Below are 16,086 nucleotides of genomic sequence, written 5' to 3'. Positions count from 1 at the left end.
GGTCAGAGCGCTTCCGCGCCCGAAATGATCTCGATGAGTTCCTTGGTGATCATGGCCTGACGCGTCCGGTTGTAGATCAGCGTCTGCTTCTTGATCATCTCGCCCGCGTTGCGGGTCGCCGAATCCATGGCGCTCATGCGTGCGCCCTGCTCGGAGGCGGCGTTCTCGAGCAGCGCCCGGAAGATCTGGACGGTGAGGTTCTTCGGGAGCAGCGTCTCGAGGATCGTCTCCTCGTTCGGCTCGAACTCCATTGCGGCGTCGGAGCCGGGGCCCTTGGCCGCCGCGTCGGTCTGCGGCAACTCGGCCGGGATGAGCTTCTGCGCCGTCGGGATCTGCGAGATCACCGAACGGAACTCCGAGTAGAACAGCGTCGCGACGTCGAACTCGCCGGCCTCGAAGCGGGCGAGGATGTCATCGGCGATCTCGGCGGCGAAGGGGTAATCGACCGGCTTGTTGCCGCGGATGTCGCGCGAGGCGACGATCTGGTCGCGGAACTGCCGGCGCAGGACGTCGAGGCCCTTCTTGCCGATCGTCATGATCTTGACGGTCTTGCCCTCGGCCATCAGCCGGTTGGCGTGGTCGCGGGCCAGACGGGCGATCGAGGAGTTGAAGGCGCCGGCCAAGCCGCGGTCGCCGGTGCAGACGACGAGCAGGTGCACCCGGTCCTGGCCCGTGCCGGAGAGCAGGCGCGGGGCGCCGACGCCGCCGATCAGGTTGCCAGCGAGGTTGCCGAGCACCTGGGCCATCTTCTCGGCGTAGGGACGCCCGTTCTCGGCAGCATTCTGGGCGCGCCGCAGCTTTGCGGCGGCGACCATCTGCATCGCCTTGGTGATCTTCTGCGTCGCCTTCACCGAGGTGATGCGGTTCCGCAGATCCTTCAAGCTAGCCATCGGTGGGCGTCCGGGTCCGTTCGGAAGGGCCTCTCCTCACCCTGCGGGGAGGAGCCGGAGGTGGGGTGGTTCAAGCGGCGCCAGGCGCTTCGCCCGGTACCGCCCGACCCCTGTCCCCTCCCGCATGCGGGAGGGGGTGTGCGTTCGTCGGGCGAACGGCGCTTATCAGGCGAAGGACTTAGCGGTGGCCTCGACCACGCCCTTGAGCGTGTTGGCGTTGGCGTCCGACAGATCCTTGGAGTCGCGCACCGCGTTCAGCCAATCCTGGTGCTTCGAGCGCAGAGTACCGAGGAGCTGCTCCTCGAAGGCGCGGACCTTACCCACCGGCAGCTTGTCGAGGTAGCCGTTGACGCCGGCGTAGATCACCGCGACCTGCTCTTCCATCTTCAGCGGCGAGAATTGCGGCTGCTTCAGGAGCTCGGTGAGGCGCGCGCCGCGGTTGAGCAGACGCTGGGTCGAGACGTCGAGATCCGAACCGAACTGCGCGAAAGCCGCCATCTCGCGGTACTGCGCCAGCTCGCCCTTGATCTTGCCGGCGACCTTTTTCATCGCCTTGGTCTGGGCCGAGGAGCCCACGCGCGAGACCGAGAGGCCGACGTTCACCGCCGGGCGGACGCCCTGGTAGAACAGGTCGGTCTCGAGGAAGATCTGGCCGTCGGTGATCGAGATCACGTTGGTCGGGATGTAGGCCGAGACGTCGTTGGCCTGGGTCTCGATCACCGGGAGCGCGGTGAGCGAGCCGTTGCCGGCGGCGTCGCCCATCTTGGCGGCGCGCTCGAGCAGGCGCGAGTGGAGGTAGAACACGTCGCCCGGGTAAGCCTCGCGGCCCGGCGGGCGGCGCAGCAGAAGCGACATCTGGCGGTAGGCCACGGCCTGCTTGGACAGGTCGTCATAGACGATCACGGCGTGCATGCCGTTGTCGCGGAAATACTCGCCCATGGCGCAGCCGGCGAACGGCGCGATGAACTGCATCGGCGCGGCGTCGGAGGCGGTGGCGGCGATGACGATGGAGTATTCCAGGGCGCCCTGGTCCTCCAGCACCTTCACGAACTGAGCCACCGTCGAGCGCTTCTGGCCGATGGCGACGTAGACGCAGTAGAGCTTGGCGTTCTCGTCCGCGCCGGCATGAGCCGACTTCTGGTTGAGAATGGTGTCGAGCGCGATGGCGGTCTTGCCGGTCTGACGGTCGCCGATGATCAGCTCGCGCTGGCCGCGGCCGACCGGGATCAGGGCGTCGATCGCCTTGAGGCCGGTGGACATCGGCTCGTGCACCGACTTGCGCGGGATGATGCCCGGCGCCTTCACGTCGACGCGGCGGCGCTCGGTCGACTGGATCGGGCCCTTGCCGTCGATCGGGTTGCCGAGGCCGTCGACCACGCGGCCGAGCAGACCCTTGCCGACCGGCACGTCCACGATGGAGCCGGTGCGCTTGACGGTCTGGCCTTCCTTGATCTCACGGTCGGAGCCGAAGATCACGACGCCGACATTGTCCTGCTCGAGGTTGAGGGCCATGCCGCGCACGCCCGACTCGAACTCGACCATCTCACCGGCCTGGACGTTGTCGAGGCCGTAGACGCGGGCGATGCCGTCGCCGACCGCGAGCACCTGCCCGACTTCCGTGACCTCGGCCTCCTGGCCGAAATTCTTGATCTGCTCTTTCAGGATCGCGGAGATCTCGGCGGCGCGGATGTCCATCGTCGGGCCTCTTTAAAGGTCTGGGGCTGTCTGTTCGGCTGTCGGGAGGTTCGCGAGGGTCTTGTCAGACCGCTCAGCGGGCTTCCCGCATGGCGAGGCGGATGCTGTTGAGCTTGGTCCGGAGCGAGGCGTCGACCATGCGCGAGCCCATCTTGACGACGATGCCGCCGATCAGGCTCGGGTCGATGTGGAGATCGAGATCGATCTCGCTCTTGGCGACGTCGCGCAGCGAGGCCTTGATGTCCTCGATCACGGCGTCGGAGGGTTTCTCGGCGACGCGGACCTCGGCGCGGATGATGCCCTTGGATTCACGCACCTTCTCGCGATAGGCGCGGATCATGCCCGGCAGGGCGAAGAGGCGGCGGTTGGCGGCCGCAAGCTTGATGAAGTTGGCGGCCAGACCCGAGATCCCCGCCCGATCGAGCAGGGCGCCCATGGCAGCCGTCTGCTCCGCGGCCGAGTAGGCCGGGCTCCGCACGAGGCGGCGCAGGTCGTCGCTCTCACGATAGAGCGCGTCGAACGCATCGAGGTTCTTCGCGACGTCATCGACCTGACCCTGATCGTGAGCCAGTTCGTACAGGGCCAACGCGTAGCGGCCCGCCACACCGGCCAACAGGGGACCCTCGGAACCGTTCTGCGCCACCCGTCGCTCTCTCTTGTCCTTGCCCGCCGGCCCCTCATGCTCGAACTCGCCTTGACGGCGAGAGCGTGAGACCCGTGGGGATTGGAATTGCACCGGGCTCGGAAGGCCTTGATCGGTCTCCCCGCGGCGCGGCTGTCGCCTAGCATGCGTTCCGAGGGGGCGCAAGGCAACGTTAGGGCCATGGTTGAGCGCGTCCGCAGCATGGCGAACCGCCGCGCCGGATCACGACGGACCCTGCGCGGCGTTCGTCGCGCCCGGTCAGATCCAGCCCTGCAATTCCCGGCGCACCACGTTCTCGATCACCCGCATGCCGAGGTCGGAGTCGTTGAGGCAGGGAATGAAGGCGTATTTCTCGCCGCCGTTCTCCTCGAAATAGTGGCGGTTCTCGCCGTCGAGTTCCTCCAGCGTCTCCAGGCAGTCGGCGGTGAAGCCCGGCGCCACGATCGCCATGCGCTTCACGCCGGACTTGGCCAGCGCCTGCACGGTCTCGTCGGTATAGGGCTTGAGCCATTCCTCGTTGCCGAAGCGCGACTGGAAGGTCACCCGCATCCGCTCGGGCGAGTAACCCATCGCCTCGCGGATCAGCCGGCCGGTCTTGAGGCACTGGCAATGGTAGGGGTCGCCCTTGAGCAGGTAGCTCTTGGGCACGCCGTGGAACGAGGTGAGGATCACCTCCGGCTCGAAATCGAGCTTGGCCAGCCCCTCGCGGATCGATTGGGCCATGGCTTCGATGTAGACCGGATCGTCGTGGTAGGGCGGGGAGACCCGCACGGTCGGCTGCCAGCGCATTTGCATCAGCGCCTTGAAGGCCTGATCGCAGGCGGTCGCCGAGGTCGCCGCCGCGTATTGCGGATAGAGCGGCACCAGCAGGATGCGGTCGCAGCCCTGGTCGAGCAGCGCCTGGATGCGCAGGGACACCTCCGGCTTGCCGTAGCGCATCGCCCAATCGACCACGACGGAATCGCCCATCGCCGCCTGGAGCTTCTCGCACTGGCCGCGGGTGATCGTCTTGAGCGGACCCTCGTCGCGCTCGTTGTTCCAGATGCTGGCGTAGTCGCGCCCCTTCGGCCCCGGCCGCTTGGTCAGGATGATGAGATTGAGCAGCGGCCACCAGATCAGCCGCGGCACCTCGATCACCCGGCGGTCGGAGAGGAACTCCTTGAGATAGCGGCGCATCGGCCAGTAGCTCGTGCCCTCGGGAGTGCCGAGATTCATCAAGAGCACGCCGACGCGGCCGGTCCGCACCGCCGGGTGGTCGGGCGGCAGGGCGGTGGGCGCAACCGGCACGGGATCGCGCAAGAGGGTCTGAGGTTCGACGCGTTCGTTCATCGGGTTTCCGGTCACGGGCTCCCCGCCTCCCTCAATGCGGCAAGCGATCCGGTTGTGCGGACCGGCCGTTCGATCTAGAGCAGGCGGCTTTTCAAGGCCAAGACTCTCCGGAAAGAGAAGTCTCTCGCCGAAGAGCTTGGTCCGTATCTTGGCAAACCCTTTGCCCGAAATCGCTCCGGAGGCCAGCGCGACATGCCGTCCCCCCGCTACTTCCTGAAGCACTTCGTGCCGTTCACCGGCTATCCCTACGAGGGGGCGCCGGCCGCGTGCAACCTGTGCGGATGCCGCGACGCCGTCACCGTGGCCGAGACCGACCGGCGGCTCAAGACGCTGCGCTCGATCGCCTGCACGCAATGCGGCCTGATCCGCACCGACCCGATGCCGACGCCGGACGAGCTGGCCGAATATTATTCGACCGCCTACCGCGCCGATTACCAACTCGCCTTCGCGGGCGGGCCGCCGCGCCACCACCTGAACCGCTCGGCCCGCGAGGCGACGTTCCGCGCCGACCTGCTGGCGCCGAAGCTTAAAGCCGGCGCGCAGCTGCTCGATTTCGGCTCAGGCTCGGGCGAGTTCCTGGCGGAGGCCAAACGGCGCGGCTGCGAGGTGATCGGCGTCGAGCCCGGCCGCGACTACGCGACCTTTGCCCGGACGCATCACGGCGTCGAGGTGCTCGACGAGGCCGAGGACCCGAACCGCTTCCCCACCGGCCATTTCGACGTGATCTCCACGCACCACGTGCTTGAGCACCTGCGCAACCCGGCCGAGACGATGGAGCGGCTGGCCGGCTGGCTGAAGCCCGACGGTATCCTCTACGCGGCGGTGCCGAACATGGCCGCTACCGGCAAGCCGCCGCACGAGCGCTTCCACTTCGCCCATGTCCACGGCTACGTGCGCGAGACCTTCGATCTCCTGGCCCGCCGCGCCGGCCTCGTGCCGCATACCGAGTACTGGCGCGAGGACACCACGGTGGTCTACCGCAAGACCGATGCGCCCGCCGTGCCGCTGACGAATCCCGGCCTCGCCGACCGGCTCGCCGTCGATCTGAAGCCGATGTCGGCGGGGCTCTACTTCGCCTCGGGCGCCTGGATCTGGCCGGCGCTGCGGCGCAACGCCAAGGCGGTGCGGGACGGAATGGCCAAGGACGGGCTCACCAAGCGCTGAGCCGGTGATGCGCCCGAGCCGCCGCGAGACCGTCGCCGGGCTCGGCGCCGGGCTCCTCGCAGCCGGCACCGGTGCAGCGCTCGCCGGCACGCCGACCTTCACCCTGCTCCTCGTCAACGACATCTACGCGATGGACGAGGCGGAGGGGCGCGGCGGCTTTGCCCGGCTCAACGCGGTGGTGAAGGCCGAGCGCGCCCGCGGCGTGCCGCTGCTCTACACCCATGCCGGCGACAGCTTCTCACCTTCGCTGATGTCCGGCTTCGACCGGGGCGCGCATATCGTCGAACTTCTGAACTTGGCGCCGCCCGACGTGTTCGTGCCGGGCAACCACGAGTTCGATTTCGGCCCCGATGTGTTCGCCGAGCGCCGGAGGGAGGCTCGCTTCCCGTTCCTGGCCGCCAACCTGCGCGGGTCCGAGGGCGAAAAGCTGCCCGGCATCGAGGATACGCGGCTGATCGAACTCGGCGGCGTCCGCCTCGGCCTCGTCGGCATCGCCCTGCAGGCGACGCCGGAAAAGTCGCAATCCGGCAACCTGCGCTTCGGCCCCGAGATCGAGACGCTGGCGCGCGAGGCGGACGCCCTGCGCAAGGCGGGTGCTCAGATGATCGTCGGGATCGCCCACACCGCGCGAGTGACCGACGACGCGATCGTGCGGGCACGCCTCGTCGATATCCTGCTCTCGGGCCACGACCACGACCTCGTCGTGCGCGACGACGGGCAGGCGGTGATGGTCGAGTCGAGCCACGACGCCCATTACGTCACCGCGGTCGATGTCTTCGTCACGGGGACAGGCGACGAGACGGTGCGCTGGCGCGCCGCCTTCCGCATCCACGACACCGCCGATGTGACGCCCGATCCGGAAACGCTCGCTGTCGTGCGCCGGCTCGGGGGCGAGCTGTCGCGGGAACTCGACGTCGTGATCGGCACGACGCAGGGCGCGCTCGACAGCCGGATCGCCTCGGTGCGGGTGCAGGAGGCGAGCTTCGGCGATCTCGTCGCCGACGCGGTGCGGGTGGGCACCGGCGCCGAGATCGGCCTGATGAACGGCGGCGGCATCCGCGGCGATCGGCTCTACCCGGCCGGCACGGTGCTCACCCGGCGCGACATCCTCAGCGAACTCCCCTTCGGCAACACCACCGTGCTCGTGGCGATCGACGGGGCGACCCTGCGCGAGGCCCTGGAGAACGGGTTTCGCGATCTCGGCCGCGCCTCGGGCCGGTTCCTGCAACTCTCCGGAATGGTGGTGACGCTCGACCCGAATGCGCCGCCCGGCCGACGCGTCGTGGCCGCGACGATCGACGGCGCACCCCTGGACGACACCCGCACCTACCGCGTGGCGGCCAACGACTTCATGCTGCGCGGCGGCAACGATTACGGGATGCTGGCCAAGGGCCGCGTCCTGATCGGCGGCACCGACGGCAGGCTCCTCGCCAACGAGGTGATGGCCTATATCCGCGCCCGCGCGCCGCTGCCGGCCGAAACCGGCGGGCGGATTCGGGTGCTCTGAACCCGATCGCCCGGCCCTGCCCGCCCGCGCGTCGTCATCGCGGGGCGAGCCGAAGCGATCGAGGATCGCGGTTCGTCCGGAACGGTCGCGCCGCTGGATGGCTTCGGCTGAAGCCTCTCCATAACGATGAGCGGAATTTTCCATGGCCGACCTCTTCACGGCAAACGGGATGACCGAGGCTCGCGTGACCGGACCCGTCGAAGCCGCGCTCGAAGCGTTCCGCGCCAGCGGCTCCCCCTGGCTCGACCTGCCCTTCTTCAAGGAAGGCGCGGCGGACCGGGTCGCGCAAAAGGTCGATGCGCGCGTCGCGGCCGGGGCGACGGTGTTGCCGGAACCCGCCGCGATCTTCCGGGCCCTGACGCTGACGTCCCTTCCCGCGGTGAAGGCGGTGATCCTCGGCCAGGACCCCTATCCGACACCGGGCGACGCCAACGGGCTCGCCTTCTCCTATGTCGGCGGACGCCGCCTGCCGGCCTCGCTCAAGGTGATCCTGGCGGAACTCGCCCCCGAGGGCGCCAAGCCCGACCTCTCCACCGGCGACCTGACACCCTGGGCGGAGCGCGGCGTGCTGCTCCTCAACTCGGCGCTCACCGTGGAAGCGGGCAAGTCCGGTGCGCATCTGCGGGTCGGTTGGGCGCAGCTCACCGACGAGGCGGTGAAAGCCGTCTCGGCCCGCGACGCGCCGGCGGTGTTCCTGCTCTGGGGCGCCCAGGCCCGCGCCCGCGAGGCGCTGATCGACACGCGCCACCACGGCATCATCGCCTCGGGCCACCCCTCCCCGCTCAACCGCGCCCGCGACTTTCCGGGCTCGCATCCGTTCGAGCGGGCGAATGCGTGGCTCGAAGCGCAGGGCCGCGCGCCGATCGACTGGCGGCTGGGTGGGAATTGATATGACTGCGGTCCCCGGCCCCGTCAGGCGTCCGGTCCATGCCTGCGAACCGGTCTGAGGATCCGAGGCGAAGCCTGATCTTCGGAAGGGGCCGCGAGGTTCCGGCAATCGGCGATCGTCGCCTTCGCCGTGTCGATGGCGATCGAGACCGCGGCCATCGTCCGGTCGTTCGGCTCCCGTTCCCGAGCATAGCGCACCGCCTCCGTGGCGAGCCGGTCGACCTCGACGTTGAGCGCCTCGATGGCGGCCGGATCGGTCAGCGCGCGTGCCTGCTCGGTCACCTCCAGCAATCGGTCGATGATCTCGTCGATCCGCTCGCGGCGCAGGCTGGACAGGCGCTGGCGCAGCCAAGCCAGTGCCGAGAACAGGCCGCCGGCCAGGGCGCCCAGCAGATAGAGCGTGTCGCCGTAGCGATCGACGAAGCCGTGCTGCTCGCGCTCGTAGTAGTCGATCGCGCCGGGATGGATCGGAATGCGTGCGCTCGTCGCTGCCGCCGTCGTGTCGTAGGCCGGTGCCTGCACGTACTCTGCGGCATCCGTCTTCACGGCTGCGGCGGTGCGCTTCTCGAACAGCTGCTGTGTGACATCGGCCGCGATGACACGACCGAGGGAAGCGCGCGCCATCAGCCGGTAGGAGGCCCCCACGGTCTTCACGTCATCGGACGGCAGCTTCGGGTCACCCGCGAACAGGCCGCCGGGGATCGTCACCGCCTGGAGCCGTGGGAAGCGCTCGAGGATCGCCCCGTCATCCTCGACCGCCACGAACTCGACCTTGCCGTTGCGGGCGACCGAGCGCACGGCGCCGACCAGGGCCAGCGCCTTCGGGGCCGAGGACGCGATGATGCTGACGAAGGCGTCGATGCGCTTGTCCCTGAAGGCAGCGGCGACGGCGTCTTGGTCGATCCGGACGAGATGGACCGTGCCCTCGCGCACCGGCCCGCCGGCTGGCTGCGTGTCGAGGGCAAGGCCGTGATAGCCGAGGATGTTGTTCAGGAGGGAGAAGTCGGCATCGCGGTGTGCGGCGATACCGAGCCGCTTTCCGGCGAGCTTCGGGAAGCTCTTGATACCGGATTGGGAGGGCGAGGCGATGATCATCGCCTGGTCCCGCAGGATGGCGAGCGTCAGCCCGTTGGTCGGCAAGAGCACGTCGGGCCGGACCACCGCGAGATCGGCTCGCCCGTCCTGCAAGGCGGCGGCGCTCTCGCGCACATCATCGAACGACACGATCTTCAGGCGGATGTTCTCGTGGCCCGTATCGAGAGCGTCGGCGTAGGCCTTGATGAGTTCCGGCTCGGTGCCGTCACGGGGCGCGACAGCGATCGTGAGCACAGTCGCTTGCAGCAGGTACCAAGCGATACCGAGGCTGGCCCCGATCGCCAGGGTCGCGGCCAGGAGCAGCGTCTCACGACGCATCAGCCAAGCTGGAACGGCAGGCATGGACGTCGCGCCTTGCGGAAGGAAACTAAAGCTGCGCCGTCAATCCTCGAGACCGCGAGAAGTGCCACTACGGCGCACCCCAGAGGCAAAGTCTGGAAGACCGGACGTCCGATCCGCATGCCGGCCGCACGAAGCCTGATGTGGCGAGAGAAAATGCGATCACGCGGCCCCTCGGGCGAGCCGGCAAGACGATCGATCAAGGGGGGCACGTCGCCCAAAAAGAAACCGCCCCCGGCCGGACGGCGCGGGGGCGGTTCTGATCGTCCGGAGTGGAAACGCTGTCAGGCGGCGATCTTGGTCGCGGTGACGGCGATGTTCTCGTTGGCCAGCCTGACAGCGGCTGCCGGAGTGCGGCCGGGGACCAGGGGGCTGGTCATTTCGCCGGCGGAGGCATGCGCGCCGCCCTCGGAGCCGAAACGCTCGGCCAGCATCACGACGAAGATCACGTTGGCGATGGCGGCGGCGAGAACGACGAGGGCGATCATGCCGGGCAGGTCCGTTGCTGCGTTGCGATAAAGCCTATATCGCACCGCATTCTGGATTCTGGTATACCAGATACCTAAGCTCCGACATGCGGCCGACGCATAACTGCGCGCCGGCCTGCCATTATTCATTCCCTCAGGGCTTTTTGGTTTCACCCCCGGCAGGAGCGGCGCTGCTGCCGGCGCGCTCGACCTTGGCCGCCTCACGCAGCTTCACGATCGTGTCCTGCTGCGCCTTGCGGGTTAGGTACTGGTCGATCTGCTCCTTCATCTCGTCGAAGGTCGGCACCGGCTTTGTCCGCTTCTCCTCGACGCGCAGCACGTGCCAGCCGAACTGGGTCTTCACCGGATCGGAGATCTGGCCCGGCGTCATCTTGAAAGCGGCGTCGGCAAACGGCTTCACCATCCGCTCCTGAGTGAACCAGCCGAGATCGCCGCCCTCGGTCTTGGAGCCGGGGTCCTTCGAGACCTCGCCCGCGATCTTGGCGAAATCCTCGCCGCCCTTGATGCGCGCGGCGATCTTCTTCGCCTCGTCCTCGCTCTCGACGAGGATGTGGCGGGCCCGCACCTCCTCCTCGGGCTTCATCGACTTCACGGTCTGTTCGTAGAGCGCCTTGGCGGCCTCGGGCGTCACCGCCTTCTTGGCCTCGCGCTCGAGGTAGTCGTCGAGCAGGAGCTTGTCGCGGAAGTAGGCGAGCTTGCGCTTGAACTCCGGCGATTCGCCGACCTTGGCGGCCTCGGCCGCCTGCGCGCCGACCTTGAGATCGACCATGTAATCGACGAGCAGGTTCTGCTTGGCCCCCTCATCGACGCCCGGCAGCGACAGCGCCGGATCCTCGCCCGCAATCGCGAGGTCGGCCGCCGTGACCGGCTGGCCGTTGACCCGCGCCACCACCGTCTCCGGCGGGACCGCCGCCGAGACGGGAGCGGGCGCGCTGGGCGTCTTCTGGCCCGCAGGCGCTGGCTGGGCCGCCGGCGCTTGCGCGAGGGCGGCGCCCGGCAGGGTGAGCATCAGCGCGAGGGCGCTCGCGCGCCGGAGGGAGAACGGAATCGGCATCGGAAGCGTCGTTCCTTGGGCGTCGTCCCCGCCGGGCCGGTCTGTACGCCGTCCGGCTTCGTCCCGCGGGGCTCGTCGGGAATGCGGCAGGTGCCGCGAAGCGCGACACAGGTGGAACCTCTTCCGGGCAAAGGCAAGCGTGGCCGTGACCGCCGCGCGGTCTCGTGACCGCGGGTCGATGAGGCTGTCGCACGAAGAGCGATGGCACCGCCTGTCGGGGGCGAAAAGTACCGCGCGGAGCGGGCTTTTCAGAAATTTGGGTCCTGAGCGGAGCGAGAGCTTGAGCCTGCGGCGGCGGGCACCGACGATGAAGGCCGGCCAAAAAGCCGGACCGGGCGATCTCTTGACTGTCCGGTCCGGCACTACCGGATGCGCCTGCGGATATTTACCTCTATAAGCCCGCCCAACGCAGGCCGGCGGCGCGAAAAATGCCGCTCGCGACGACCTCACGACCGCAGGTTCACGATGCTCGGTGCCCTCGCCAAGAAGATTTTCGGCTCGTCCAACGACCGCCGCGTCAAGGGTTTTCGCCCACGCGTCGCGGCCATCAACGCGCTCGAACCGGAAATCAGCGTTCTCTCCGACGAGCAGCTGCGCGCCCGCACGCAGGAGTTCCGCGACCAGCTCGCCGCCGGCACCCGCCTCGACGACCTCTTGGTGCCCGCCTTCGCCACCGTGCGCGAGGCGGCCAAGCGCGTGCTCGGCCAGCGCCACTTCGACGTGCAGATGATCGGCGGCATGGTGCTGCACGAGTCCGGCATCTCGGAGATGAAGACCGGCGAGGGCAAGACCCTGGTGGCGACGCTGCCGGTCTACCTCAACGCCCTCGAGGGCAAGGGCGTCCACGTCATCACCGTCAACGACTACCTCGCCTCGCGCGACGCGGAGTGGATGGGCCGGGTCTACCGCTTCCTCGGGCTCACCGTCGGCACCATCGTGCACGGGCTCGACGACGGGCAGCGCAAGGAAGCGTATACCTGCGACATCACCTACGGCACCAACAACGAGTTCGGCTTCGACTATCTTCGCGACAACATGAAGTACGAGCTCTCGCAGATGACGCAGCGGGGGCACCACTTCGCCATCGTCGACGAGGTCGATTCGATCCTCATCGACGAGGCGCGCACGCCGCTCATCATCTCCGGCCCGGTGGACGACCGCTCGGAACTCTACGTCGCCGTCGATACGGTGATGCCGCGCCTGACGCCTGAGCATTACGACCTCGACGAGAAGCAGCGGCAAGTCTCGCTCACCGAGGCTGGCAACGAGTTCATCGAGGAGGAGCTGCGCGCCGAGGGCATCCTCAAGGAGGGCGACCTCTACGACGCGCACAACGTCACCATCGTCCACCACGTGAACCAGGCGTTGCGCGCCCACACCCTGTTCACCCTGGACAAGGACTACATCGTCAAGAACGACGAGGTCGTCATCATCGACGAGTTCACCGGCCGCATGATGCAGGGCCGGCGCTACTCGGAAGGCCTGCACCAGGCGCTGGAAGCCAAGGAGCGGGTGACGATCCAGCCCGAGAACCAGACGCTCGCCTCGATCACCTTCCAGAACTACTTCCGCCTCTACAAGAAGCTCGCCGGCATGACCGGCACCGCCTCGACCGAGGCCGACGAGTTCGCCGAGATCTACAAGCTCGACGTGGTCGACATCCCGACCAACAAGGAGGTCGAGCGCGTCGACGAGGACGACGAGGTCTACCGCACCGTCGAGGAGAAGTACGAGGCGATCATCAAGGAGATCGACAAGGCGCATGCCCGCCACCAGCCGATCCTGGTCGGCACCGGCTCGATCGAGAAATCGGAGCTGATCGGCGAACTGCTGAAGAAGGCCGGTTACACCCTGCTCGACTATTCCGACCCGAACGCTCTGACCGACGTCTACAAGGCCGCCCGCGAGAACCGGGTGACCAAGCGCTTCGCCGTGCTCAACGCCCGCTTCCACGAGCAGGAAGCCTACATCGTGGCCGAGGCCGGCGTGCCGGGCGCCATCACCATCGCCACCAACATGGCCGGCCGCGGCACCGACATCAAACTCGGCGGCAACCTCGAGATGCGCATCGAGAAGGAGCTCGGCGGCATGGCGGAGGGGCCCGAGCGCGACGCGGCGATCGCGGCGCTGAAGGCCGAGATCGCCGAGAACCGCACCAAGGTGCTGGCGTCGGGCGAGAAGGCCGACCCGGAAGCGGGCCGGAAGAAGGATCTGCCGGGCGGGCTCTACATCATCGGCACCGAGCGCCACGAATCCCGGCGCATCGACAACCAGCTGCGCGGCCGCTCCGGCCGCCAGGGCGATCCGGGCCGCTCGAAATTCTACCTGTCCCTCAAGGACGACCTGATGCGGATCTTCGGCTCCGACCGCATGGACGGGATGCTGCAGCGGCTCGGCCTGGAGCAGGGCGAGGCGATCATCCATCCCTGGATCAACAAGGCGATCGAGAAGGCGCAGCAGAAGGTCGAAGCGCGCAACTTCGACATGCGCAAGAACGTGCTCAAGTACGACAACGTGATGAACGACCAGCGCAAGGTCGTGTTCGAGCAGCGCCGCGACCTGATGGGCCAGGACAGCGTGCGCGAGACCGTGGACGAGATGCGCCACGGCGTGATCGACGACTTCGTCGCCGTGCACATCCCCGAGAACGCCTATGCTGAGCAGTGGGACGCGGAGGGGCTGAAGCACCGCGCCCTCGACGTGCTCGGCCTCGACCTGCCGGTGGAAGAGTGGGTCCGGGAAGAGGGCATCGCCGACGAGGAGATCCGCGAGCGCCTGCGCAAGGCTTCCGACGAATCCTACGCCGCCCGCGTCGAGCGCAACGGCGTGGAGGTGATGACCTATGTCGAGAAGCAGGTGGTGCTGCAGGTGCTCGACCACCTCTGGCGCGAGCACCTCGTCACCCTCGACCACCTGCGGCAGGTGATCGGCTGGCGCGGCTTCGCCCAGCGCGACCCGCTCAACGAGTACAAGTCCGAGGCCTTCGAGCTGTTCAATGGCCTCGTCACGGCCCTGCGCGAGCAGGTGACCGCCCAGCTCTCGCATGTCGAGATCATGCAGCAGCAGCCGGAGGGCTTCACCGACGGCGGGTTCGAGAGCGCCGGCTTCAGCGAACCGCAATTGCCGCCGATGTTCCCCGAGCACCGCGACCCGGTGACCGGCGAGAACGAGTTCGCCTTCGCCGGCTCCGGCAGCGACGGCGGGGCGGGGGGCGCCTACGGCTTTGCCGCGCGCGAACTCTCGACGGACGCGGCCGTGCTGGAGCGCAAGCCCGACGACGCCTCCACCTGGGGCCGGGTCGGCCGCAACGAACCCTGCCCCTGCGGCTCGGGCAAGAAGTACAAGCACTGCCACGGCCGCTTCGCCACCGAGGCGTGAGCCTTCGGTGAGCGGCGCGCTCGTCTACGGGCTGGAGCCGGATCTCGACGCGGAGACCTTTTGGGGTGTCCTCGTCGAATCGGGGCTCGAGCCCTGGCGACGGGACGAAGATCTCGAACGACTCCGGCGGATTCTGAGGGAATCCGACCTGATCGTCACCGCCCGGCTCGGCGGGCGCCTCGTCGGCGTGGCGCGCACGCTGACCGATTTCGCCTCCTGCGCCTATCTCGCCACCCTCGCGGTCGCCCGCGACTGCCAGGGCCTCGGCATCGGCCGCCGGCTGATCGCGGAAACGCGGGCGGCGGCCGGCCCCGAGGCCTCGCTGCTGCTCACGGCCGCGCCGGGGATCGAGGGCTATTACGAGGCCCTCGGCATGCCGCGCGTGCCGCACGCCTTCCGCACCGACCGGGAGCGGTGACGGGTCAGGGCGCCTCGGCCGCCAACGCCTCCAGCACCGCGTGGGCCGCTGCGATGCGCGCTCGTATGGGAAACGCGCGGTTGGCCAGCATGACGAGGCCGATGCGTTTGGCCGGTACGAAGGCGACGTAGGCGCCAAAACCGTTGGTCGAGCCGGTCTTGTTGAACAGCGTCGCCCCCATCGGCACCTGCGGCGGATCAAGCCGCGCGGCAGGTTGCGCCTCGAACCGCACCGGATCGGCGTTGCCGGCCTGAAGGCGCTCCAGCGGGATCGGAAAGGGCAACTGCTCCCAGCCGAGCCCCTGCACCATCGCATCGCTTCGGACATAGCCGACATGGGTGCCTTGAACCGCCTGCCGCATCGGCGGGTCGAGGCGGCCGGGATCGATGTTGGCCTCGACGAAGCGGATCATGTCGGCGGCGCTGGATTTGACGCCGTAGGCCTCCCCGTCGAGGACGCCCTGATTGACCCGGATCGGCGTGCCGTCCCGGCCGTAACCCCACGCGTAGTGCTCGCTCTCGGCAACGGGCACGCGGATGAAGCTGTGCGTCAGGCCGAGCCCCGGAAACAGCCGGGTTTCCACCAAGCCGGCGAAGTCGCCACCCATGGAAGCGGCGGCGGCGGCTCCGAACAGGCCGAGACTGGGATTGGAATAGAGCCTCTGCGTTCCGGGCGGCGCGGAGGGTTGCCACCGGCGAAAGTAGGCGATCATCGCCGCCTCGTCGGTGACGCTGTCGGGAAATTGCAGCGGCAGGCCGCCCGCGCTGTAGGTGCCGAGGTCGAGCAGGCTGATCCGGTCGAGCGCGCTGCCCCGCAGCGACGGCAGGAACCGGCTCGGCGCGTCGTCGAGCGAGAGCCGGCCGAGCCCCTGTGCGTAGGAAACGAGCGTCGCCGTGAAGATCTTGCTGACCGAGCCGATCTCGAACAGCGTGTCGCGCGTCACCGGCCGCTGCCGCTCCCGGTCGGCGAGCCCGAAGGTGAAGACGGTCGAATGCCCCTCGCGGGTGACGGCGACGGCGAGGCCGGGCACGTCGTACGCCTTCAGGAGCGGGCGATAGGCCTGCTCGACCGCGGCGGCGACCCGCGCGGACGGATCGTCGGCCAGGGCAGATGTCGGGAGATGCGATAAGCCGCTCAGGACGAGGGCGGCCAGCGCGCGCTTTCGCATTGCGGAGATGGCGCATTTCCTTCTTGGCGA

General features: G+C 68.4%; 13 protein-coding genes. 5 read left to right on the top strand and 8 right to left on the bottom strand.

The features are described from left to right. Nucleotides 1–2: 2 nt before the first annotated feature. The 4 genes from MKK50_RS20640 to hemH form a co-directional block, all read right to left on the bottom strand. A complete protein-coding gene (locus MKK50_RS20640; RefSeq protein WP_253373582.1) occupies nucleotides 3–890 on the bottom strand; it encodes a F0F1 ATP synthase subunit gamma in 888 nt (295 codons plus the stop codon). Between the two features lie 165 nt (nucleotides 891–1,055). After that, a complete protein-coding gene (gene atpA, locus MKK50_RS20635; RefSeq protein ID WP_003597667.1) occupies nucleotides 1,056–2,585 on the bottom strand; it encodes a F0F1 ATP synthase subunit alpha in 1,530 nt (509 codons plus the stop codon). 73 nt (nucleotides 2,586–2,658) lie between these two features. Continuing rightward, nucleotides 2,659–3,228: a F0F1 ATP synthase subunit delta gene (locus MKK50_RS20630; protein ID WP_499024979.1), complete on the bottom strand. Its 570-nt coding sequence runs from the start codon at nucleotides 3,226–3,228 to the stop codon at nucleotides 2,659–2,661. Nucleotides 3,229–3,486: 258 nt separating this feature from the next. Continuing rightward, the gene (hemH, locus tag MKK50_RS20625; protein ID WP_253373580.1) at nucleotides 3,487–4,557 is read right to left on the bottom strand and encodes a ferrochelatase; all 1,071 of its coding nucleotides are present in this window, start codon (nucleotides 4,555–4,557) and stop codon (nucleotides 3,487–3,489) included. Nucleotides 4,558–4,749: 192 nt separating this feature from the next. On the opposite strand from hemH, the gene MKK50_RS20620 reads away from it, so the two are divergent. The 3 genes from MKK50_RS20620 to MKK50_RS20610 all read left to right on the top strand — a co-directional run bounded on the left by MKK50_RS20620 (nucleotide 4,750) and on the right by MKK50_RS20610 (nucleotide 8,117). Next, entirely contained in the window at nucleotides 4,750–5,721 is a 972-nt protein-coding gene (locus MKK50_RS20620) for a class I SAM-dependent methyltransferase (protein ID WP_253373579.1), read from the top strand. Between the two features lie 7 nt (nucleotides 5,722–5,728). After that, a complete protein-coding gene (locus MKK50_RS20615; RefSeq protein ID WP_499024976.1) occupies nucleotides 5,729–7,228 on the top strand; it encodes a bifunctional metallophosphatase/5'-nucleotidase in 1,500 nt (499 codons plus the stop codon). 184 nt (nucleotides 7,229–7,412) lie between these two features. After that, entirely contained in the window at nucleotides 7,413–8,117 is a 705-nt protein-coding gene (locus MKK50_RS20610) for a uracil-DNA glycosylase (RefSeq protein WP_499025138.1), read from the top strand. A gap of 23 nt (nucleotides 8,118–8,140) precedes the next feature. Here MKK50_RS20610 and MKK50_RS20605 read toward each other — a convergent pair whose 3' ends face one another. The 3 genes from MKK50_RS20605 to MKK50_RS20595 all read right to left on the bottom strand — a co-directional run bounded on the left by MKK50_RS20605 (nucleotide 8,141) and on the right by MKK50_RS20595 (nucleotide 11,092). Continuing rightward, a complete protein-coding gene (locus MKK50_RS20605; protein ID WP_499024975.1) occupies nucleotides 8,141–9,553 on the bottom strand; it encodes a TAXI family TRAP transporter solute-binding subunit in 1,413 nt (470 codons plus the stop codon). Nucleotides 9,554–9,834: 281 nt separating this feature from the next. Next, on the bottom strand, nucleotides 9,835–10,038 hold the full coding sequence (locus MKK50_RS20600; RefSeq protein ID WP_499024973.1) for a hypothetical protein: 204 nt from the start codon (nucleotides 10,036–10,038) through the stop codon (nucleotides 9,835–9,837). A gap of 133 nt (nucleotides 10,039–10,171) precedes the next feature. Further along, nucleotides 10,172–11,092, bottom strand: coding sequence for a peptidylprolyl isomerase (locus tag MKK50_RS20595; protein ID WP_253373575.1), 921 nt, complete (start codon nucleotides 11,090–11,092; stop codon nucleotides 10,172–10,174). 465 nt (nucleotides 11,093–11,557) lie between these two features. On the opposite strand from MKK50_RS20595, the gene secA reads away from it, so the two are divergent. Together secA and MKK50_RS20585 are read left to right on the top strand one after the other, a co-directional pair. Further along, a complete protein-coding gene (gene secA / locus MKK50_RS20590; protein ID WP_253373574.1) occupies nucleotides 11,558–14,470 on the top strand; it encodes a preprotein translocase subunit SecA in 2,913 nt (970 codons plus the stop codon). A 7-nt stretch (nucleotides 14,471–14,477) separates the two neighbouring features. Beyond that, entirely contained in the window at nucleotides 14,478–14,888 is a 411-nt protein-coding gene (locus MKK50_RS20585; protein WP_499024972.1) for a GNAT family N-acetyltransferase, read from the top strand. 4 nt (nucleotides 14,889–14,892) lie between these two features. On the opposite strand, the gene ampC is transcribed toward MKK50_RS20585, so the two are convergent. Further along, nucleotides 14,893–16,056 (bottom strand): class C beta-lactamase, encoded by a 1,164-nt coding sequence (gene ampC, locus MKK50_RS20580; protein WP_499024970.1) that lies wholly within the window; start codon nucleotides 16,054–16,056, stop codon nucleotides 14,893–14,895. Between the last annotated feature and the right edge of the window lie 30 nt (nucleotides 16,057–16,086).

Origin of the sequence: Methylobacterium sp. J-043, from assembly GCF_022829505.1 — a bacterium.
Lineage (GTDB): Bacteria > Pseudomonadota > Alphaproteobacteria > Rhizobiales > Beijerinckiaceae > Methylobacterium > Methylobacterium extorquens_A.
The sequence above is the reverse complement of the archived record's forward strand: the minus strand, read 5'-3'. Positions and strand labels throughout refer to the sequence as shown.